The 19,461-nt window shown below is 72.5% G+C and carries 18 protein-coding genes; 9 read left to right on the top strand and 9 right to left on the bottom strand.

Annotated features, from left to right (window positions below; translation table 11 throughout):
• Position 1: 1 nt before the first annotated feature.
• Together OG885_RS28905 and OG885_RS28900 are read right to left on the bottom strand one after the other, a co-directional pair.
• Entirely contained in the window at positions 2 to 1,156 is a 1,155-nt protein-coding gene (locus OG885_RS28905; protein WP_405736800.1) for a dihydrodipicolinate synthase family protein, read from the bottom strand.
• On the bottom strand, positions 1,153 to 2,304 hold the full coding sequence (locus OG885_RS28900; protein WP_405736797.1) for a Gfo/Idh/MocA family protein: 1,152 nt from the start codon (positions 2,302 to 2,304) through the stop codon (positions 1,153 to 1,155). The genes OG885_RS28905 and OG885_RS28900 overlap by 4 nt, the downstream gene beginning before the upstream one ends.
• Positions 2,305 to 2,646: 342 nt before the next feature.
• Here OG885_RS28900 and OG885_RS28895 point away from each other — a divergent pair, with 342 nt between their 5' ends.
• Positions 2,647 to 3,693: a LacI family DNA-binding transcriptional regulator gene (locus OG885_RS28895; protein ID WP_399961945.1), complete on the top strand. Its 1,047-nt coding sequence runs from the start codon at positions 2,647 to 2,649 to the stop codon at positions 3,691 to 3,693.
• A 299-nt stretch (positions 3,694 to 3,992) separates the two neighbouring features.
• Here the strand turns inward: OG885_RS28895 and OG885_RS28890 are convergent, their stop codons facing one another.
• The 3 genes from OG885_RS28890 to OG885_RS28880 all read right to left on the bottom strand — a co-directional run bounded on the left by OG885_RS28890 (position 3,993) and on the right by OG885_RS28880 (position 6,371).
• The gene (locus OG885_RS28890) at positions 3,993 to 4,628 is read right to left on the bottom strand and encodes a hypothetical protein (RefSeq protein WP_405736793.1); all 636 of its coding nucleotides are present in this window, start codon (positions 4,626 to 4,628) and stop codon (positions 3,993 to 3,995) included.
• Between the two features lie 24 nt (positions 4,629 to 4,652).
• Entirely contained in the window at positions 4,653 to 5,585 is a 933-nt protein-coding gene (locus OG885_RS28885) for a hypothetical protein (RefSeq protein ID WP_405736790.1), read from the bottom strand.
• Between the two features lie 111 nt (positions 5,586 to 5,696).
• Positions 5,697 to 6,371, bottom strand: a complete 675-nt coding sequence (locus OG885_RS28880) for a class I SAM-dependent methyltransferase (protein ID WP_405736787.1) — start codon at positions 6,369 to 6,371, stop codon at positions 5,697 to 5,699.
• 152 nt (positions 6,372 to 6,523) lie between these two features.
• Between OG885_RS28880 and OG885_RS28875 the strand changes: the two genes are divergently transcribed.
• From OG885_RS28875 to OG885_RS28865, 3 genes are all read left to right on the top strand, one after another.
• The gene (locus OG885_RS28875) at positions 6,524 to 7,456 is read left to right on the top strand and encodes a GNAT family N-acetyltransferase (protein WP_405736785.1); all 933 of its coding nucleotides are present in this window, start codon (positions 6,524 to 6,526) and stop codon (positions 7,454 to 7,456) included.
• Positions 7,457 to 7,474: 18 nt separating this feature from the next.
• On the top strand, positions 7,475 to 8,275 hold the full coding sequence (locus OG885_RS28870; RefSeq protein WP_405736782.1) for a sugar phosphate isomerase/epimerase family protein: 801 nt from the start codon (positions 7,475 to 7,477) through the stop codon (positions 8,273 to 8,275).
• A gap of 85 nt (positions 8,276 to 8,360) precedes the next feature.
• Positions 8,361 to 9,626, top strand: a complete 1,266-nt coding sequence (locus OG885_RS28865) for an MFS transporter (protein WP_405736779.1) — start codon at positions 8,361 to 8,363, stop codon at positions 9,624 to 9,626.
• On the opposite strand, the gene OG885_RS28860 is transcribed toward OG885_RS28865, so the two are convergent.
• Positions 9,613 to 10,179, bottom strand: a complete 567-nt coding sequence (locus tag OG885_RS28860; protein ID WP_405736777.1) for an RBBP9/YdeN family alpha/beta hydrolase — start codon at positions 10,177 to 10,179, stop codon at positions 9,613 to 9,615. The genes OG885_RS28865 and OG885_RS28860 overlap by 14 nt on opposite strands.
• Positions 10,180 to 10,230: 51 nt before the next feature.
• Here OG885_RS28860 and OG885_RS28855 point away from each other — a divergent pair, with 51 nt between their 5' ends.
• Positions 10,231 to 11,196 (top strand): LysR family transcriptional regulator, encoded by a 966-nt coding sequence (locus OG885_RS28855; RefSeq protein ID WP_405736775.1) that lies wholly within the window; start codon positions 10,231 to 10,233, stop codon positions 11,194 to 11,196.
• Positions 11,197 to 11,209: 13 nt separating this feature from the next.
• Here OG885_RS28855 and OG885_RS28850 read toward each other — a convergent pair whose 3' ends face one another.
• The 3 genes from OG885_RS28850 to OG885_RS28840 are packed head-to-tail and all read right to left on the bottom strand — an operon-like array spanning position 11,210 to position 14,017.
• Entirely contained in the window at positions 11,210 to 11,860 is a 651-nt protein-coding gene (locus tag OG885_RS28850; protein WP_405736773.1) for a GNAT family N-acetyltransferase, read from the bottom strand.
• Positions 11,857 to 13,098 carry a 3-phosphoshikimate 1-carboxyvinyltransferase gene (aroA, locus tag OG885_RS28845; protein ID WP_405736771.1) on the bottom strand — a complete coding sequence of 414 codons (1,242 nt, stop codon included), beginning with the start codon at positions 13,096 to 13,098 and terminating at the stop codon, positions 11,857 to 11,859. Before aroA ends, OG885_RS28850 begins: the two co-directional genes overlap by 4 nt.
• A 4-nt stretch (positions 13,099 to 13,102) precedes the next feature.
• Positions 13,103 to 14,017: an EamA family transporter gene (locus tag OG885_RS28840; protein WP_405736768.1), complete on the bottom strand. Its 915-nt coding sequence runs from the start codon at positions 14,015 to 14,017 to the stop codon at positions 13,103 to 13,105.
• A gap of 116 nt (positions 14,018 to 14,133) precedes the next feature.
• Between OG885_RS28840 and OG885_RS28835 the strand changes: the two genes are divergently transcribed.
• From OG885_RS28835 to OG885_RS28820, 4 genes are all read left to right on the top strand, one after another.
• Positions 14,134 to 15,051: a LysR family transcriptional regulator gene (locus tag OG885_RS28835; protein ID WP_405742919.1), complete on the top strand. Its 918-nt coding sequence runs from the start codon at positions 14,134 to 14,136 to the stop codon at positions 15,049 to 15,051.
• Positions 15,052 to 15,383: 332 nt separating this feature from the next.
• Positions 15,384 to 17,162, top strand: coding sequence for a glycoside hydrolase family 3 N-terminal domain-containing protein (locus OG885_RS28830; protein ID WP_405736765.1), 1,779 nt, complete (start codon positions 15,384 to 15,386; stop codon positions 17,160 to 17,162).
• 115 nt (positions 17,163 to 17,277) lie between these two features.
• Positions 17,278 to 17,913, top strand: a complete 636-nt coding sequence (locus tag OG885_RS28825; RefSeq protein ID WP_405736763.1) for a hypothetical protein — start codon at positions 17,278 to 17,280, stop codon at positions 17,911 to 17,913.
• 95 nt (positions 17,914 to 18,008) lie between these two features.
• Entirely contained in the window at positions 18,009 to 19,436 is a 1,428-nt protein-coding gene (locus OG885_RS28820) for a S28 family serine protease (protein WP_405736760.1), read from the top strand.
• The last annotated feature ends 25 nt before the right edge of the window (positions 19,437 to 19,461 follow it).

Here is a 19,461-nt window from a genome sequence, read left to right as displayed (position 1 = left end):
GTCACTGGGTCACTCCGTACATCGCGAGCAGGTTCTTCATGCGCTCCTCCGCCAGCTTCGGGTCCGGGAACAGGCCCAGGCCGTCGGCGAGTTCGTAGGCGCGGGCGAAGTGCGGCAGGGAGCGGGCCGACTGGAGGCCGCCGACCATGGTGAAGTGGCTCTGGTGGCCGGCCAGCCACGCCAGGAACACCACGCCCGTCTTGTAGAAGCGGGTCGGGGTCTGGAAGAGGTGGCGGGAGAGTTCGACGGTCGGGTCCAACAGCCCCCGGAATCCGGCCGCATCGCCCGTGTCGAGGACACGGACCGCCTCCGCCGCCAGCGGGCCCAGCGGATCGAAGATGCCGAGCAGGGCGTGGCTGAAGCCCTGCTCGTCGCCCGCGATCAGCTCGGGGTAGTTGAAGTCGTCGCCGGTGTAGCAGCGGACGCCCTGCGGGAGCCTGCGGCGGATGTCGATCTCGCGCCGCGCCTCCAGGAGGGAGACCTTGATGCCGTCGACCTTGTCCGGGTGGGCCGCGATGACCTCCAGGAAGGTGTCCGTCGCCGCGTCCAGGTCGGAGGAGCCCCAGTAGCCCTCCAGGGCCGGGTCGAACATCGGGCCGAGCCAGTGCAGGACGACCGGCTCGGTGGCCTGGCGGAGCAGGTGGCCGTAGATCTCCAGGTAGTCCTCGGGGCCGGAAGCCGCCGCGGCGAGGGCACGGGAGGCCATCAGGATGGCCTGGGCGCCGGACTCCTCCACGAGGGCGAGCTGCTCCTCGTAGGCCGCGCGGACCTCGGCCAGGGTCGCCGGGCCGGTGAGCTGGTCGGTGCCGACGCCGCAGGCGATGAGGCCGCCGACCGCCTTGGCCTCGGCGGCGCTGCGGCGGATCAGCTCCGCCGCGCCCGCCCAGTCCAGGCCCATGCCGCGCTGGGCGGTGTCCATCGCCTCGGCGACACCGAGCCCGTGGGACCACAGGTGGCGGCGGAAGGCGAGGGTGGCGTCCCAGTCGACGGCGGCGGGAGCGTCGGGCGTGGTGTCCGCGAAGGGGTCCGCCACGACGTGCGCCGCCGAGAAGACCGTACGGGAGGTGAAGGGCGTGCCCGTCTTCACCGCGAACGGCTCGGTGCGGGGCTCGTACGCCCTGAACCCGCCCTGGAAGTCGGGGAGTTGGATCGTCACAGCGAGATCTCCGGAACGTCGAGACGGCGGCCCTCGGCGGAGGACTTCAGGCCCAGCTCGGCCATCTGCACGCCGCGCGCACCGGCGAGCAGGTCCCAGTGGTAGTCGGCACCGGCGTACACGTGCTTGAGGAAGAGCTCCCACTGGACCTTGAAGCCGTTGTCGAACTCCGTGTTGTCCGGGACCTCCTGCCACTGGTCGCGGAAGGAGTAGGTGGCGGGCAGGTCCGGGTTCCAGACCGGCTTCGGCGTCGCGCTGCGGTGCTGGACACGGCAGTTGCGCAGACCGGCGACGGCCGAGCCCTCCGTGCCGTCCACCTGGAACTCGACCAGCTCGTCACGATTGACGCGAACGTCCCAGCTGGAGTTGATCTGCGCGACGACACCGCCCTCGATCTCGAAGATGCCGTACGCGGAGTCGTCGGCGGTGGCGGCGTACGGCTTGCCGTCCTCGTCCCAGCGGGTCGGGACGTGCGTGGTGGCCAGCGCGTTCACCGAGGTCACGCGGCCGAACAGCTCGTGCAGGACGTACTCCCAGTGCGGGAACATGTCGACGACGATGCCGCCGCCGTCCTCCGCTCGGTAGTTCCACGACGGGCGCTGGGCCTCCTGCCAGTCGCCCTCGAAGACCCAGTAGCCGAACTCGCCGCGCACGGACAGGATCCGGCCGAAGAAGCCGCCGTCGATGAGCCGCTTGAGCTTGAGCAGGCCGGGCAGGAACAGCTTGTCCTGCACGACGCCGGACTTGACGCCCGCCTCGCGCGCCAGCCGGGCCAGCTCGATGGCGCCTTCGAGGCCCACCGCGGTCGGCTTCTCGGTGTAGACGTGCTTGCCGGCGGCGATGGCCTTCTTGAGGACCTCCTCGCGGCCCGAGGTCATCGCGGCGTCGAAGAAGATGTCGACGCTGTCGTCGTCCAGGACCTCGTCGATGTCCGTGGACCAGTGCTCCAGGCCGTGCTTCTCGGCGAGCGCCTTCAGCGCGTGCTCGCGGCGGCCGACCAGGATCGGCTCCGGCCACAGCACGGTGCCGTCGCCGAGGTCGAGGCCGCCCTGCTCGCGGAGGGCCAGGATGGAGCGGACCAGGTGCTGGCGGTAGCCCATGCGTCCGGTCACGCCGTTCATGGCGATACGCACCGTCTTGCGTGTCACGTCGATCCCTTCGTAGGCGTCGTACGCAGCGTGCGCTGCGCATTCCGTACGCGGTTGTGCGCGCCGCGTACGCCTCGACTGGTGAGCGATACAGCAAGCGCTTTCTATCTCTGAAGAAGCTAGCCTCTGACCAGCGGTCTGGACAAGACCGTGACGGGGTTGAGTTGTTCGAGGGGGCGAACAACGGGGGGCGGGGGCCTTAAGGTCTGGATGGCTGCGTGGCCTGCGGGTCCGTGTGGCCTTTCCGGGCCGAGGGTGTGGGTGGCCCACACGAAACCGATGCCCCGCGCCTGTGCGTGTACAACGAGGTACGACTGAGATGCGCGACCGGAGGACGACGAGATGACGGTGACCCTGGCGGACGTTGCGGCGCGCGCACAGGTCTCGCCCGCGACGGTGTCGCGCGTGCTGAACGGGAACTACCCGGTGGCCGCGTCCACCCGTGAGCGCGTGCTGCGGGCCGTGGACGAGCTGGACTACGTACTGAACGGTCCGGCGAGCGCGCTCGCCGCGGCCACGTCCGACCTGGTCGGGATCCTCGTCAACGACATCGCCGACCCCTTCTTCGGGATCATGGCGAGTGCGATCCAGTCGGAGATCGGCGGGCCGGGTGGGCGCGCGGGCGGTGAGCGGCTGGCGGTGACCTGCAACACGGGTGGCTCCCCGGAGCGTGAACTGACGTATCTGACCCTGTTGCAGAGACAGCGGGCGGCGGCGGTCGTGCTGACGGGTGGCGCCGTCGAGGACGCGCCGCACGCGGCGGCCGTCGCGGCGAAGCTGCGGAAGCTGGGCGAGGCGGGGACGCGGGTGGTGCTGTGCGGGCGCCCGGCGGTGCCGGACACGTCGGCGATCGCGCTGACCTTCGACAACCGTGGCGGCGGACGGGAACTGACCGAGCACCTGATCGGGCTCGGTCACCGGCGGCTGGGGTACATCGCCGGCCCCGAGGAGCGGACGACCACCCGGCACCGGCTCGAGGGGCATCGGGTCGCGCTCGCCGAGGCGGGGATCTCCGAGGACCCGCGGTGGACCGTGCACGGCCGGTACGACCGGCGATCCGGTTACGAGGCGACGCTGGAGCTGCTGCGGCGGGATCCGTCCCTCACGGCGGTGGTGGCGGCGAACGACTCCGTCGCGCTCGGCGCGTGCGCGGCCCTGCGGGACTCGGGGCTGCGCATCCCGGACGACGTCTCCGTCGCCGGCTTCGACGACCTGCCGTTCAGCATCGACGCGGTGCCCGCGCTGACGACGGTGCGGTTGCCGTTGGCGGAGGCGGGGGCTCGGGCGGGGCGGATCGCGATGGGCCGCGAGGAGCCGCCGCCCGGGGGGATCGCGGTGATCCGGGGGGAGTTGATGGTGCGGGGGTCTTCTGGGGGGCCTCGGGAGTAGGGAGGACGTGGGCGTGTAGGGGGCGTGGACACAAAGGAGCCATGGGCGTCGATGCGCTGTACCTTGTGCGGCGCCCGGCGTCGAGAGGGGCGTCTCCGAGGTGCGTGCCACTGGCTGTCGTGTGGTGCCTGGAGGTGCGTCGTGGCTGGTCGCGCCCACGCGGCGGAGCCGCACATCGATACAGCCCCGCGCCCCTAGGACCTGTCCGGCGGATCATGCCGCAGACGCGGGGTCTGGCACGTCGCCGTCGGCCCCTGCCCGGGACAGCGCGCCGCCGGCCCGACGCACCACCCCCGGCCTCACGCCGCCAACCGCTGCTCGGGGTAGCGCGTCGTCAGCCAGACGCCCAGGCCCGGGGTCAGGGGGACGTGGTGGGGGTGGCGGAAGCCCAGGGGGCGGAGTTGGTCGGTGTGGCGGGCGGAGAGGGTGAGGGCGACGGCTGTGGCGGTCTGCGCGTCCACCTCCGTCAGGCCGGGGGCCAGCAGGTCGGTGACCAGGGCCGGGTCCCAGGCCTCCGGGTCGCCCTGCGCGCAGACGGTGACCACGGTCCAGTGCGGCTCGGCGGGGCCGGCCTGCTTCAGGGCCGCCGGGAGGACCGGGTTCCGCGGCGGGCGGACCGTGAGCTCGCGGGCGAAGAGGGTGCCGAGGCGGGCGTGGGGCGGCTCCGCGCCCGTGTCCGGCGGCATCCAGACCGCGGCCGCGAGCAGCTCGCCGTCCGCGCGTTCCGCCACCCACACCTGCCCCTCCTCCAGGGCGTGATGGGCCAGCAGCAGCCGCATGGCACGCTGCGCCTGGTCCCAGTCGGCGGCCAGGCACTCCGCCGGCCGGAGCGCGGGCGCGGCCGGCGGGGAGACCAGGCGGACCACCGCCGGTACGTCCACCAGGCCCGCCTGGCGGACGGTGGCGGTACGGGGGCGCAGCTGAAGGATCGTCATGAGGGTGTTCTGCCTTTCACACGGTCACAGTGACGGGGCGGTGCCGGTCAGTTCGACGGGCGCGGGGCGGCGAAGGGACGGGCGGGGGCCAGCCACCACGACCCTCGGCGTCCGGCTCGGGGCGGACGGAGCGGACGGAGCGGTCGGGGCACTCGGCGCGTCCTGGGCGCGGCTCAGCAGGGTCACGCCGTAGACCGCGGCCGTTCCCCCGGCGAGCGCGAGCAGCGTGCCCGTGCTGCCGTACCGGAAGCCCTCTCCCAGCAGCGTGATGCCGATGACGGACGCGGTGACGGGGTTGACGAGGGTGAGAAGGGCGAGCGGGCCGCCGAGGCCGCTGCGGTACGCCTGCTGGGAGAGCAGCAGACCGCCGACGGCGAAGGCGACCGTCAGGAGCGCGACCAGTGCCGTGTCCCAGGAGAGCGTCGGTCCCACCGCCAGCTTCTGCGACAGCGTGGAGCCGACGCCGGAGGCGACACCGGACGCCGCGGCGAAGGCGAGGCCGGTCCCGGCCAGGCGGGTGAGCGCCGCCACGAGACCGGCCGCGGCGAGCGCGACGAGCAGGACCTCGGTCCTGCCGAGCGTCTCGTGCGGCCCGTGTCCCGTCGCGGTGACGAGGAGCAGAGTGCCGAGGCCTACGAGGGTGTAGGCGACGCCGCGCCACTGGGTGCCGGAGGTGCGGCGGCCCGTGGCCAGCGAGCCGAGCGGCACCGCCAGCACCAGGCTGAGCGCGCCGAGCGGCTGGACCAGGGTCAGCGGGCCGTACCGCAGGGCGACCACGTGGAGCAGCGCGCCGCCCGCGTTGAGGGCCACGGACCCCCACCAGGCGCCCCGGGCCAGCGCACCGCGCATGCCGGGAGTGGCGGCGGCCGTCCGTTCCTGGACGACGGCGGCCGTGGCGTAGCAGACCGCGGAGACGAGGGAGAGAGCCACTGCCAGCAGCACCGGGGACGCCGTCATCCGGCCCACCTCCCTGTCACCCACATCAATACGAAACGGTTTCGTACAGATAGGCTACGGAGGCTCTTAGCGAAACGCAAGCGTTTCTTTGCTGGAGACTTCACCGGGGACTCAACGGGCGTCCTTCACCGCCACGAACCCGAACAGCTCCGGCACCTCCTCCCGCCCCGCCTCGACCGTGCGCTCCAGCCGCAGCCCGGCCGTGAGCGCGGCGTTGAGCAGGTCGGCCAGCGGTATGTGCCAGGCGCCGACCCGGGCCCGTACACCCGCGGGGTTCCAGCCGCCGCCCTTGCGGGAACGGTCGGCGTACCCCGCCCCCACGACCAGCCGCCCCGGCTCGGCGTGGTCCGCGAACGCGCCGACGAAGCAGGGGTGGACGCCCAGGTGCACGAACCGTCCGCCGGGGGCGAGGACACGGGCGATCTCCCCGACCACGGCGGCGTAGACGGGGACGTCCGTACTGGCCAGCACGCACACCGCGGCCGGCACGGAGGCGTCGGCCAGCGGGAGCGCCGTCGCGTCGGCGACCGCCACGGGCAGCCGAGCGGCGGCATGCCGGAGCTGGCCGCGCGAGAGGTCGACACCGACCGGCGTCCAGCCCAGCTCCGCCGTCACGGCGGCGTGCGCGCCGGTGCCGCAGCAGACGTCCAGACAGACGCCGGCGCCGGGGCCGAGAAGCCCACCGAGCGTGCTGTGCACCCGGTGGATGTAGTCGCCGCCCGCGTCGGGCGACATGTAGTCGTTGTACCAGTCCGCGTGTGCGTCGTACGCCGCAGTCGTCGTCATACCTACGACCCTGGGAACACCGACTCCCCCACAAACCCCGGTTCGCTCACGGCACATGCGCACGGGAGGGATCTGGACGGGAGGCCGCGGCGGTCGTACCGTATCTCTGACTGAGTCAACTATCCGCGCCAGCCACCCAGAGGTCGACCGCCATGACCGTCCAGGACATCCGTGCCTTCAACCGCTTCTACACGAACGTCATCGGCGCCCTCGACTACAGCCGGCACCTCTACGCACCGTTCACCCTCACCGAGTCCCGTGTGCTGTACGAACTCGCGCACTCGCCACGGACGGACGCGGCCGATCTGCGGGGAGAGCTCTCGCTGGACGCCGGCTACCTGAGCCGGATCCTCAACAAGTTCGAGGACGACGGCCTGATCGAGCGGTCGGCCTCGCACCGCGACCCGCGGCGGCGGCGCGTCACGCTCACCACCCGCGGCCGGGAGACCGCCGCGCTGCTCGCCGAGCGGGCGGACGAATCGGTGGGCGCGCTGCTCGCCACCGTGCCCGCCGCCGAGCGACCGCGGCTCGCGGAGGCCCTGCGGACGGTGCGCACGCTGCTGTCCGAGGGACGGCCGCCCCGCCGGGAGGACGTGCTGCTGCGTGAGCCCGGCCCCGGTGACCTGGGCTGGATCGTGCAGCGCAACGCCGCGCTGTACACCGCGGAGTACGGCTGGAACGCGGACTACGAGGGGCTGGTGGCCCGGATCGTCGCCGACTTCGCGGAGGATCACGACCCGCATCTGGAGCGGGTGTGGATCGCCGAGCTGGACGGACGGCCGGTGGGGTGCGTGATGTGCGTACGCGACGAGGCGCCCGGCACCGCCCGGCTGCGGCTGCTCCTCGTCGAGCCGGACGCCCGCGGCCTCGGCATCGGGGACCGGCTGGTCACGGCCGTCGTCGACTTCGCCCGCGAGGTCGGCTACCGGGACCTCGTGCTGTGGACCAACGACATCCTCAGCTCCGCCCGACACCTCTACCAGCGCCATGGCTTCGTGCTGCTCGCCGAGCAACCGCACCGCTCCTTCGGCAAGGACCTGGTCGGCCAGGACTGGCGTCTGGACCTGCACGGCACCCGGGAGTGACGCGTAGAGTCCGGAACCATGAAACTCGCGTTCTCCACCCTCGGTGTCCCCGGTCTCCCCGTCCCCGAGGTGCTGCGGCTGGCCACCGCGCACGGGTATCACGGGATCGAGTTGCGCGCGCACCCCGAGGAAGCCGTGCATCCCGGGATCGACGCGGACCAACGGGCCGACGTCGTGAGCGAGTTCAAGGCCGCCGGGGTGGAGATCCTCGGACTGGCCGGATACGCGCGCGTGGCCGCGCCCGGCGCCGACGAGCCCGTGATCGACGAGATCCGCACCCTCCTCGACCTCGCCCGCGACCTCGGCGCCCCCTACATCCGCGTCTTCCCCGGCGCGAGCCCGGAGCAGTCCCGCGCGGAGGCCGACGCCACGGCCGCCCGGCGGCTCGGCACGGCCGCGGAGTACGCCGCCGACCTCGGCGTACGGATTCTGCTGGAGACCCACGACTCGCACCGCACCGGCGCCGACGCGATCCGGATCCTCGGCCTGGTCGGCCACCGCAACGTCGGCTCACTGTGGGACGTCATGCACACCTGGCTAGGCGGCGAACAGCCCGGCGAGACCTACGCGGCACTCTCCCCCTACCTCGGATACGTCCAGGTCAAGGACATCTCCTCGGCCGAGGACACCACCCCGCTGCGGCTCGGCGCCGGCGTCCTGCCGCTCGCCGAGTGCGTCGAGATCCTCTCCCGGCACGGCTGGGACGGCTGGCTGTGCTGGGAGTACGAGAAGCGGTGGTACGAGGGGGCCGCGCCGCTTCCGGGGCTGCTCGGCCGGGGACGCGAGCATCTGGCGCACCTCCTGAACGACAGCGCGTGAGTAATTCGGTGGCCCGGGCGGGGGTCGCCGGATAACGTCCCGGGGTGCATCAGCCCACCCCACCCCCGCTCGCGCTCCCGCTCTCATGAGCCTGTCCGACGCGCTGCTCGACGTACGGCCCCTGCGCACCTCCCCCGTCTTCCGGCGGCTGCTGTTCGGGCGCACGGTGTCCACGCTCGGCAGCTTCATGACCATGGTCACCGTCATGTACCAGGTCTGGGACATGACCCACAGCGCGTTCTGGAGCGGTGCGGTCGGCGTCGCGCAGGCGGTGCCGATGGTCGCCGTCAGCCTGTTCGCGGGCGCCTGGGCCGACCGTGTGGACCGCCGCCGGCTCTATCTCACGGGCACCGTCGGCTCGGCGGTGTGCTCCCTGCTGCTGGCCGTGCAGGGTCTCGCCGGGCGCGCGCCGGTGGCCGTGGTCCTCGTCCTGGTCGCGCTCCAGACGTCCTTCAGCGCGCTCGGCGCCCCCGCGGCGGGGGTGTTCGTACCCCGGCTGCTGCCCAAGGACCAGGTGGCCGCCGGTCTCGCCCTGCAACAGGTCACCGGCCAGGCGATGATGCTGGTCGGCCCGGCCGTCGCCGGTGTCGTCCTGGGCTGGTGGGGCATCGGCGTCTGCTACCTCCTGGACACCCTGAGCTTCGCCCTCTCCTTCTACGGCGCCTACGGCCTGCCCGCGCTGCGACCGGAGGGCGACACGTCCCGCCCCGGCGTGGACGGGGTCCTGGACGGCCTGCGCTTCCTGGTCGGCCACCGCGTGGTGCGCGGCGCGCTGCTCACGGATCTCGCGGCCTGTGTGCTCGCGATGCCCACCTCTCTGTTCCCCCTGGTCAACGAGGAACGCTTCGGCGGCGACCCCCGCACCCTCGGCCTGTTCCTGTCCGCGCTGGCCGTCGGCGGCGTCGCCGCGACCGCCTTCTCCGGCCCGGTGACCCGGCTGGCCCGACCCGGCCCGGTGATGCTGTGCGCGTCCGCCGGCTGGGGTGCGGGCCTGTTTCTCTTCGGCCTGACGACCAGCGCCTGGGTGGGCCTCGGTCTGCTCGCCCTGGCCGGAGCGGCGGACGCCCTCGCCGTCCTGTCCCGCACGACCATCGTCCAGACCCGTACCCCCGACGCCCTGCTCGGCCGTGTCACGGCGGCCGAGACGATCGTCGGCCAGGCGGGCCCCCACCTCGGCAACCTGCGCGGCGGCCTGGTCGCGGGCTGGACCTCGGGGGCGACCGCGCTGATCGCCGGAGGGCTGATGTGCCTCGTGGCGGTGACGGCGGTCGGCGTCGGCACACCGGAGCTGCGCACCGCCGGTGTCGCCGAACCCGGGGAGCCCTCGGCCACGGCGCCTACCGGACCGTGAACTCGGCCTCCGGATCCAGGCACCAGTCCAGTACGGCCGGCCAGGAGCCGTAACCGGCGTCCAGGTCGAGGTGGGCGGCGCCGGAAAGGAGGTCGGTGGGGATGCCGAGCGGCTCACCGTAGGTCTCGCGTGCCCCCTCCGGGCAGTACGGGTCGTCGTCACCGGCGACCAGGCGGGTGGGGCCGGGGAGGGCGAAGTCCAGGGAGGGCGGGGCGAATTGGGCCACCTCGGGATACCCGGCGAGGACGGACGGGGACGGCGGGGCGACCAGCAGCACACGGTCCACGTCACCGGCCTTCACCAGCCCCCTCGCCACGGCGTGCAGCCACAGCACGGCGGAGGCGCTGTGCCCGACCACGACCTCCGGCCGCGCCTCGGCGAGGTGCCGGGAGAGCTCGCTCAGCCACACCTCCAGCTCCGGGTCGTCCGGGTCCGGCAGCTGCGGATACGTCACCTGGTGGCCGAGTCCGGTCAGCCGGTCGGCGAGCCAGTGCTGCCAGTGGTCCTTGGGACGGTGGTTCTGCCAGCCGTGGAGGATGAGGTAGGCGGTCATGGCACCGATCGTTTCCGATCCCCTCCCCTTCGGTCCAGTTAATCTTTCTCGATGGAACCGGTAAGCGAGACCTTCACCGTCGACCTGCGCCGTCTGACCGTTCTGCGGGAACTCCAGCGCCGGGGCAGCCTGGCGCGCACCGCCGAGGCCCTCCACCTCACCCCCTCCGCGGTCTCCCAGCAGATCGCCGCGCTGGCCCGTGAGGTGGGCGCGCCGCTGACCGAACGGGACGGCCGGGGCGTACGGCTCACCGGCCAGGCCCGGGTCCTGCTCGCGCACGCCGACCTGATCGCCGCCCAACTGGAGCGTGCCCGCGCCGACTTGGCGGCGTACGGCGAGGGCGGCCGCGGCTCGGTGACGATCGGCTGCTTCTCCAGCGGCATCCTCGGCCTGCTGCCGACGGCCCTGGGGGCGCTGGGCGCGCGGATGCCGGACGTCCGCGTCGACGTCGTCGAGGCCGAGCCGCCGGACCTGTTCACCGCGCTGGACGGCGGCCAGGTGGACATCGCGGTGGCCGTGGACTTCGCGGCGGGTCCCCCGCACACGGACCGCCGCTACAGCAGGATCGACCTGCTCACCGACGTCATGGACCTGGTCGTGCCCAACGAGCACCGGCTGGCGGGGCGCGCCGGACGCGTCCCGTTGCGCGAACTGGCCGCCGACGCCTGGATCGTGGGCCATCCGCGCAGTTGTGTGGGGGCGGTGGCGCGTTCCGTGTGCGCCACCGCGGGGTTCACCCCGGACATCCGGCACGCCGTGAACGACTGGGCGGCGGTGGCCGCGCTGGTCGAGGCGGGCGCGGGGGTGGCGCTGATCCCGCGCCTGGTACGGCCGTTGTACGCGGGCCGCCGACTGGCGACCGTGACGACCGAGGGCGAGCCGCCGTCCCGCAACGTCTTCGCGGCGGTGCGGACGGGCTCGGAGGACGACCCGGTGCTGACTGTCGTACGCGAGGAACTGCGGCGCGCGGCCAGGGAGTCGGCGACCGTCCAGACCGGTTCGGGCCCGGACCGCTGAACCGCCCCCGGGCTCAGAGCGCGGGCTCTTTGCCCGCCCGGCGCGCCACGAACCGTCCCACCCGCTCCGCCAGCCGCGGCCGGATCTCCGGCCATTCCTCCGCCGTGATCGAGAAGATCGCCGAGTCGCGCAGCCGCCCTTCCTCCCCCGGTGCCCAGGAGCGCGACCAGTTGCGCAGGACGCCCTCGAAGCGGGCGCCGACGCTCGCGATGGCCGCGTGGGAGCGGGCGTTGCGGGCGTCGGTCTTGAGGTCGACGCGGGAGACGTCCCACTCCTCGAAGGCGTGCCGGAAGAGGAGGTACTTGGACTCGGCGTTCACGCCCGTGCCCTGCGCGGAGCGGGCCAGCCAGCTGAAGCCGATCTCGATGGCGTCGAGCCGGTCCGCCGCACGCCAACTGCGCGGCTCCCAGTAGGAGGTGGTGCCGACCACGCGTCCGGTCGCCGTCGAGATCTGCGCGTACGGTGCGAGCCTGCCGTCCGCCGCCCGGCCGAGCTGGGCGTCGATGTACCCCGGGACCTCGTCGGCGCGCGGCACCCAGGTGAACGCGTAGGTGTCCCGGTCCTCCTCGGCCGCCTCCGCCAGACCGGCGGCATGCCGGTGCGCCAGCGGCTCCAGGCGCACCAGCTCGCCCTCCAGAAGCGGCCCTTCCAGCGTGAAGCTCACTGCCCGATGTCCTTTCGCAGTCCGGCGAACGCCTCGTGGAAACCGGGGAAAGTCTTCCGGACGCATCCGGGGTCGTCGAACGAGATACCGGGCACGCGCAGGCCGGTGACCGCGAAGGACATGACGATGCGGTGGTCGCCGTACGTCGTGATCTGCGCGCCCGTCCCGGGCAGACCCGGCTGGATCTCGATCCAGTCCGGGCCGACCGCGACCTGCGCGCCCAGCCGCCGCAGGTTCTCCGCGCAGGCCTCCAGGCGGTCGCACTCCTTGACCCGCGTGTTCGCCACGTCCTCGACCCGGACCGGGCCGTCGGCGAAGGGGGCGATGGCCGCGAGGGTCGGCATGGTGTCGGAGATGTCCCGCATGTTGACGGTGAGGCCGCGGAGTCCGCCGGTCCCACGGACGGTCGTGGCCCCGCCCGTCACCGACACGTCCGCGCCCATCCGCCCCAGGACCTCCACGAAACCCAGGTCGCCCTGGAGCGCTCCCGTCCCGAGGCCGGGGACGGTGACCTCGGCGCCCGGTGTGACGGCCGCCGCGGCGAAGAAGTAGCTGGCGGTGGAGGCGTCGGGTTCGATCGGGTAGGTCGTGGCACGGTAGCCGCCCGGCGGGACGACGAAGACGTTCCCCTCCCGGCCGACCTCGACCCCGAACGCCCGCATCATCGCGATCGTGATCTCGACGTACGGGACGGAGACCAGGTCCGTCACCCTGATCCGCAGGCCCTTCCGTGTCAGCGGACCCAGCAGAAGCAGGGCCGTCAGGTACTGGGACGACTGACCGGCGTCCAGCACCACCTCGCCGCCCTCGACACCGGACGCCCGCACGGTGAGCGGATGGTGGCCGTCGGCCCCCTCGTGCCGCAGGTCCACGCCCAGGTCGCGCAGGGCGCGGGACAGGGGCAGAAGGGGGCGGCGGCGCATCTGCTCCGAGGCGTCGAAGCGGAAGGTGCCGTGGCCCGCGGCGGCCAGCGTCGGCAGGAAACGGGCGGTCGTGGCGCCGTCCCGGCAGTAGACGTCGGCCTCCGCCACCGCGGGGCCCTCCGGCCGGCCGTCGACCTGCCAGGCGTCCGGGGTACGCCCGACCCGATAGCCGAGCCGGACCAGCCCCTCGGCGAACCCCTCCGTGTCGTCGGACCGGAGCGGTCGCGTGAGTGTCGTGACACCGTCGGCCGCCGCCGCCAGGAAGAGGGCGCGGGCGGTGATGGACTTGGAACCGGGGATGTCGACCGTGGGCATGGCCTCATGATCGGATGCCGGACGCCTGTGGCGCCGGGACGTCCACGGGATGGACCCGCGCTCTTCGCCCGGGCGTCACCGAGGCCAGTGCCACGCCGCCCACCAGGAGTGCCGCCGCGCACCAGCGCGGTCCGCTCACCTCCTCCCCCAGGAACAGGGCCGCCGAGGACATGCCGAAGACGGGGACCAGCAACGAGAAGGGGGCGACCGTGGAGGCCGGGTGGTGGCGGAGGAGTCGGCCCCAGGCTCCGAAGCCGAAGACCGTCGTGACCCAGGCGACGTAGACGACCGTGCCGGCGCCCTGCCAGTCGAAGGCGCGCAGGGCGTCGTAGTCCCGGCTCGGGCCCTCTGTCAGCAGGGACAGGGCGAGGAGGGGGAGGACCGGGACCGTGCTCACCCACACCATGAAGTTGAGGGCGTCGGGGGGTGCCGCCTTGCGGGTGAGGACGTTGGAGGCGCCCCAGCAGGCCGCCGCCGCGACACACAGGGCGAAGGCGCCGAGGGGGCCCGAGGTGCCCTCGTCGACGGCGGCGACGGCGATGCCGGCCAGGGCCACCGCCATGCCCAGCACCCTGATGCCCGAGGGGCGTTCGCCCAGGACCGCGAACGCGATCACCGCCGTGAACACCGCCTGGATCTGGAGCACCAGGGAGGACAGCCCGGCCGGCATGCCCGCGTCCATCGCGACGAACAGCAGGCCGAACTTCGCGACCCCCAGCACCAGGCCGACCCCGATGATCCACTTCCAGGCCACCTTCGGCCGGCCCACGAAGAACACCGCGGGCAGGGCCGCCGCCAGGAAGCGCAGGGCGGAGAAGAGCAGGGGCGGGAAGTGGTCGAGGCCGATCTCGATGACGGTGAAGTTCACGCCCCAGACGGCGGCGACGAGGACGGCGAGGACGATGTGGGCGGGACGCATGCGTCGAGGATCACCTGCCTCGACCATGTAGCACCAGCGATGATTGCTGCATGGTTGGATGAAGCGTCGCTACCGAATATCGCTGATGAATGTCGCTGATGAACAGGGGCTGGGAGATGCTCGATCTGCAACGCCTGCGCGCCCTGCACGCCGTCTCCGTGCACGGCACCGTCGGCGCGGCCGCCGCCGCCCTCGGCTACACACCCTCCGCCGTGTCCCAGCAGATCGCCAAGCTGGAGCGGGAGACCAGGACCGTACTCCTGGAACGGGAGGGGCGTGGGGTCCGGCTCACCGCGGAGGCACTGCAACTCGTCGACACCGCAGAGCAGTTGCTGGCGATCGTCGAGCGGGCCGAGACCGGGATCGAGCAGCGCCGCCACACCCCGGCGGGACGGCTGACGGTGGCCGCGTTCGCGTCGGCGGCCCGCGGGCTGCTGCCCGGCGTACTGGCCGACCTCGCCCGCCGGCATCCCGCCCTCGACGTCCGGCTCTCCGAGATCGACCCGCATCTGTCGGTCGGGCTGGTCGCCCGGGGCGCGCTGGACCTGGCCGTCGTGCACGACTGGGACATCTCGCCGCTGCCGGTGCCGCCCGGCGTGGAACAGGCGGCGATCGGCGAGGACCGGTGCACGCTGCTCGTGCCGGAAGGCCACCCCTTCGCCGAGCGGAAGCGCGTGCGGCGCGAGGACCTCGGCGGGGAGCGCTGGGTGTGCCAGCCGCCCGGCCGGGTCTGCCACGACTGGCTGGTGCGCACCCTGCGGAGCGCGGGGCACGAGCCGGAGATCATCCACCAGGCCGACGAGAACCCCACCCTCGTCGCGCTCGTCGCCGCCGGGCTCGGCATCTGCCTCGTCCCCCGCCTCGGCCGCGGCCCCCTCCCGGCCGGAGTCGTCGAGGTGGAGCTCGACCCGACGCCGGTACGGCGGCTGTACGCCCTCTGGCGCACCGGCGCGGCGGGCCGCCCGTCGATCACGGAGACCGTACGCACCCTTCAGCACCACTGGCCGGAATCGGCGTCCCACCCGCCCCGCTGAACCCCGCGGCCCCAACTTGCGGGATTAGGGCCCGAGCCGGGAACCCCGCCCCAGCTCCGCTCGTCCAATGCGCGAGCTGTCGGAGAGTCACCGTGGTGCGGTGTCGGCCTCGCTGCTGGCTGCGAACGCTGACCTACCCTCTCCGCCGTACCGCGGCCGGCAGCACGCCGTCATCGGCGCGCCCCCCTCCAACAGCGCCGATGACGGCCCTCATTGCCGGGCCCCGGGCCCATCGCGGGTTACTGTGCACTCCCTTGACTGGCAGAAACTTCCCGGATATTGGTGACTCCTCGGAAGTTTCCTTCAGCGGATCACCTCCGGAAGGAGCGCACGTGCCCTCCAGACGTACCGTCCTAGCCGCCACCGCGGGAGTCGCCGCCACCCTCGCCATGTCCGGCCCCGCCTACGCGGACGACAAGAAGCTCCGCTCCCTCATCTCCCGTATGACACTGCCGGAGAAGGTCGGCCAGCTCTTCGTGATGCGGGTCTACGGCCACTCCGCCACCACCCCCGACCAGGCCGACATCGACGCCAACCTCAAGGAGATCGGCGTCCGCACGGCCGCCGAGCTGATCGCCAAGTACCGCGTGGGCGGCGTCATTTACTTCACCTGGGCGCACAACACCCGCGACCCGCACCAGATCGCCGACCTCTCCAACGGCATCCAGAAGGCGTCCCTCACCCAGCCCCGGGGCCTGCCCGTCCTGATCTCCACCGACCAGGAGCACGGCATCGTCTGCCGGGTCGGCGAACCCGCCACGCTCTTCCCGGGCGCGATGGCGATCGGCGCGGGCGGCTCGCGCAAGGACGCCCGCACCCTGGGCCGTATCGCGGGGCGGGAGCTGCGGGCCCTCGGCATCCGGCAGAACTACTCCCCCGTCGCCGACGTCAACGTCAACCCCGCCAACCCGGTCATCGGCGTCCGCTCCTTCGGCGCCGACCCGCACGCGGTGGCCGGGCTCGTCGCCGCCGAGGTCGCCGGGTACCAGCACTCCCGGCAGGTCGCCGCCACCGCCAAGCACTTCCCCGGGCACGGCGACACCGCCGTCGACAGCCACTACGGCTTCCCGGTCATCACCCACACCCGCGAGCAGTGGGAGCGGCTGGACGCGCCGTCGTTCCGGGCCGCGATCGCCGCCGGCATCGACTCGATCATGACCGCGCACCTCATGGTCCCGGCCCTCGACGACTCCGGCGACCCCGCCACCCTCTCCCGCCCGATCCTGAACGGCATCCTGCGCGAGGAGCTGGGCTACGACGGGGTGATCGTCACCGACTCCCTCGGCATGGAGGGCGTCCGCACGAAGTACGGCGACGACCGCGTCCCCGTGCTCGCCCTGAAGGCCGGGGTGGACCAGCTCCTCAACCCGCCGGATCTCGATGTCGCCTGGAACGCCGTGCTGAAGGCCGTCCAGGACGGGGAGCTGACCGAGGCGCGGCTCGACGAGTCGCTCCTGCGGGTGCTGCGGCTAAAGGCGAAGCTGGGGCTGTTCAAGGAGCCGTACGTCAGCCAGGCGGGCGTCACCCGCACCGTGGGCGTCCCGGCGCACCTCGCCGAGGCCGACCGGATCGCCGAGCGGACGACGACCCTGCTGGTCAACAAGGGCGGCCTGCTGCCCCTGTCACCCCGCAGGCTCCTGGTGTGCGGCGCCGATCCGGCCTCCCCGTCCGGCACCACCGGGCCGCCCACCGGGGTCCTCGCGACCGCGTTCACCGAGCTCGGCTTCACCGCCACGGCCCTGTCGACGGGTACGGCACCCTCCGCCGCCACCATCGCCAGGGCGGTCGCTGCGGCGCAGGACGCGGACGCGGTCGTCGTGGGGACGTACAACCTGAGCGCCGCCCAGAAGACGCTGGTCGAGCAGCTGGTGGCGACCGGGAAGCCGGTGGTCGCGCTCGCGATCCGCAATCCGTACGACGTGGCCCAACTGCCCGGCGTCCCGGCCTGCCTGGCGTCGTACTCCTGGACCGACGTCGAACTGCGGGCCGCCGCGCGGGTGATCGCGGGCGCGGTGGCGCCGCGCGGGAAGCTGCCGGTGCCGGTGCAGAAGGCGGACGATCCGGCGAAGGTGCTCTATCCGATCGGGTACGGACTCTCGTATCCGGCGTAGCGCGGGTACGCCACGCCCCCGGCGTACGCCCGCCAAAGGGCGCAAAGCACCCCGCACGTCTGGCGTGTGCCCGCCACGGCGGGTCACGCTGGTCCGGGGTGTCCGGGGGGCTGCGATGCGCGAGAGATGGTCGGTGGGGGCGGTGTGCGCACTGCTCGCTGCGCTGCTCGCGGCCCTGCTCACCGGGTGCCAGGGCACCCCGGACGACGGCACGGAGAGCGACGGCCGGATCAGCAACGAGGTGACACCGACCCGGCCCTCGGGGTACGGGACGGTGTTCCTCGGCGTCGACGAGTGCAGCTCCTTCGGCACCACCAGCTTCACCGAGGTGCCCTGCGCCGGTGAGCGGGCGGCGGCGCGGGTCGTGGCGCGCTTCGACGGCACGACCGAGGACGGTCCGCTCTGCCCCGGGACCACCGACTTCGTGCTGCACATCAGCGAACAGGCCAGGACCGCCGACGAGGACGGCGACGGCGAGGTCCCGCAGGGCTACGCCTGTATGCGCAACCTCACCGCCCCGCACCCCGGCGACCCGGGCGGCGGGGGCGGGCCGCGCACCATCGTCGGGGACTGCGTCTACAGCTCCGGCGACGGCCAGGTCCGCGAGACCGCCTGTGACGGGAAGGGGGCGAGGAAGCCGGAGTTCAAGGTGACCAAGGCCGTCGGCAAGCGCAGCGGGTGCCCGCTGTCCACGGCTCTCTACGTCCAGCTCGGCGGCCAGGAACCGGTCGGCTGCGCCCGGCCGCTCTGACCTGTCCCGATCCACCTTTTCCTGATCTCCCCTGGTGCACACGGGAGTTGCTCCGATAGCTTCCGCTCGCACATCTGTCTCACAGGGGAGGGTGCATGCGCAAGGCGCTCAGATGGCTGCTGGCGCTCACGGTGCTCATAGGCACGTTGAGCACGGCAGGGGCGGCCACCGCCGCCGAGCCGGAGGCCACCACCACCGATATCAAGGAGCAACTGCTCTCCATACCGGGCATGAGCCTGATCGAGGAGAAGCCCTACACCGGATACCGCTACTTCGTTCTCAACTACACCCAGCCGGTGGACCACCGGCACCCGTCCAAGGGCACCTTCCAGCAGCGGATCACCGTGCTGCACAAGGACGTCAGCCGCCCGACGGTGTTCTACACCGGCGGCTACAACGTCTCGACGACACCGAGCCGCCGCGAGCCGACCCAGATCGTGGACGGCAACCAGGTCTCCATGGAGTACCGCTTCTTCACGCCGTCCCGGCCCGACCCGGCCGACTGGAGCAAGCTGGACATCTGGCAGGCGGCCAGTGACCAGCACCGGATCTTCAAGGCGCTGAAGCCGATCTACTCGAAGAACTGGATCGCCACCGGCGGCTCGAAGGGCGGCATGACCGCCACCTATTACGAGCGCTTCTACCCGAAGGACATGGACGGCGTGGTGGCCTACGTGGCACCGAACGACGTCGTCAACGACGAGGACTCGGCCTACGACCGCTTCTTCGCGTCCGTCGGCACCAAGGAGTGCCGCGACCGGCTGAACGCCGTGCAGCGCGAGGCGCTGGTGCGCCGGGAGCCGCTGGAGAAGAAGTACGCCGCCTACGCCGAGTCGGAGGGCTTCACCTTCGACACCATCGGCAGCCTCGACCGGGCGTACGAGGCGGTCGTCCTCGACTACGTGTGGGGCTTTTGGCAGTACAACCTGCTGGCCAACTGCGCCGACGACGAGCTGATCCCGCCGGACGCGAAGACCGCGACCGACGACCAGATCTGGAACTCGATCGACACGGTCTCCGGGTTCTCCTTCTACACCGACCAGGGCCTCACGCCGTACACGCCGTACTACTACCAGGCGGCCACCCAACTCGGCGCCCCGACCATCCACTTCCCGTACATCGAGAAGAAGTACGTCCGCTACGGCTACCAGCCGCCGCGCAACTTCGTCCCGCGCGACATCCCGACGAAGTTCCAGCCGTACGCGATGCGGGACGTCGACACCTGGATCCGGCACAACGCCCGGCACATGCTCTACGTCTACGGCCAGAACGACCCGTGGGGCGGCGAGCGGTTCCGGGTCGACAAGGGCGCGAAGGACTCCTACGTCTTCACCGCCCCCGGCATGAACCACGGCGCGAACGTGGCCGGTCTGGTCGCCGACCAGAAGGCCTTCGCGACGGCCCGCATCCTCGACTGGGCGGGGCTGTCGGCCACCGCGGTCGCCGAGGCGAAGCCGCTCGCGACGTTCGACCGGAAGCTGGACGTGCGGGACGTGGAGCGGGAGCCCACGCTGCGTCCGTGACACCGAGGCCGGCTCCGGTGCGCGC

The sequence above is a fragment of the Streptomyces sp. NBC_00028 genome (assembly GCF_045041065.1).
Lineage (GTDB): Bacteria > Actinomycetota > Actinomycetes > Streptomycetales > Streptomycetaceae > Streptomyces.
This window is presented reverse-complemented; position numbering and strand designations above follow the sequence as displayed.

What these genes read in the sequence shown, in the direction of transcription:
- OG885_RS28895 (WP_399961945.1), top strand. Translation starts at nt 2,647, where the DNA reads ATGACGGTGACCCTGGCGGACGTTGCGGCGCGCGCACAGGTCTCGCCC.
- OG885_RS28890 (WP_405736793.1), bottom strand. Translation starts at nt 4,628, where the DNA reads ATGACGATCCTTCAGCTGCGCCCCCGTACCGCCACCGTCCGCCAGGCG.
- OG885_RS28885 (WP_405736790.1), bottom strand. Translation starts at nt 5,585, where the DNA reads ATGACGGCGTCCCCGGTGCTGCTGGCAGTGGCTCTCTCCCTCGTCTCC.
- OG885_RS28880 (WP_405736787.1), bottom strand. Translation starts at nt 6,371, where the DNA reads ATGACGACGACTGCGGCGTACGACGCACACGCGGACTGGTACAACGAC.
- OG885_RS28875 (WP_405736785.1), top strand. Translation starts at nt 6,524, where the DNA reads ATGACCGTCCAGGACATCCGTGCCTTCAACCGCTTCTACACGAACGTC.
- OG885_RS28870 (WP_405736782.1), top strand. Translation starts at nt 7,475, where the DNA reads ATGAAACTCGCGTTCTCCACCCTCGGTGTCCCCGGTCTCCCCGTCCCC.
- OG885_RS28865 (WP_405736779.1), top strand. Translation starts at nt 8,361, where the DNA reads ATGAGCCTGTCCGACGCGCTGCTCGACGTACGGCCCCTGCGCACCTCC.
- OG885_RS28860 (WP_405736777.1), bottom strand. Translation starts at nt 10,179, where the DNA reads ATGACCGCCTACCTCATCCTCCACGGCTGGCAGAACCACCGTCCCAAG.
- OG885_RS28855 (WP_405736775.1), top strand. Translation starts at nt 10,231, where the DNA reads ATGGAACCGGTAAGCGAGACCTTCACCGTCGACCTGCGCCGTCTGACC.
- aroA (WP_405736771.1), bottom strand. Translation starts at nt 13,098, where the DNA reads ATGCCCACGGTCGACATCCCCGGTTCCAAGTCCATCACCGCCCGCGCC.
- OG885_RS28840 (WP_405736768.1), bottom strand. Translation starts at nt 14,017, where the DNA reads ATGCGTCCCGCCCACATCGTCCTCGCCGTCCTCGTCGCCGCCGTCTGG.
- OG885_RS28835 (WP_405742919.1), top strand. Translation starts at nt 14,134, where the DNA reads ATGCTCGATCTGCAACGCCTGCGCGCCCTGCACGCCGTCTCCGTGCAC.
- OG885_RS28825 (WP_405736763.1), top strand. Translation starts at nt 17,278, where the DNA reads ATGCGCGAGAGATGGTCGGTGGGGGCGGTGTGCGCACTGCTCGCTGCG.
- OG885_RS28820 (WP_405736760.1), top strand. Translation starts at nt 18,009, where the DNA reads ATGCGCAAGGCGCTCAGATGGCTGCTGGCGCTCACGGTGCTCATAGGC.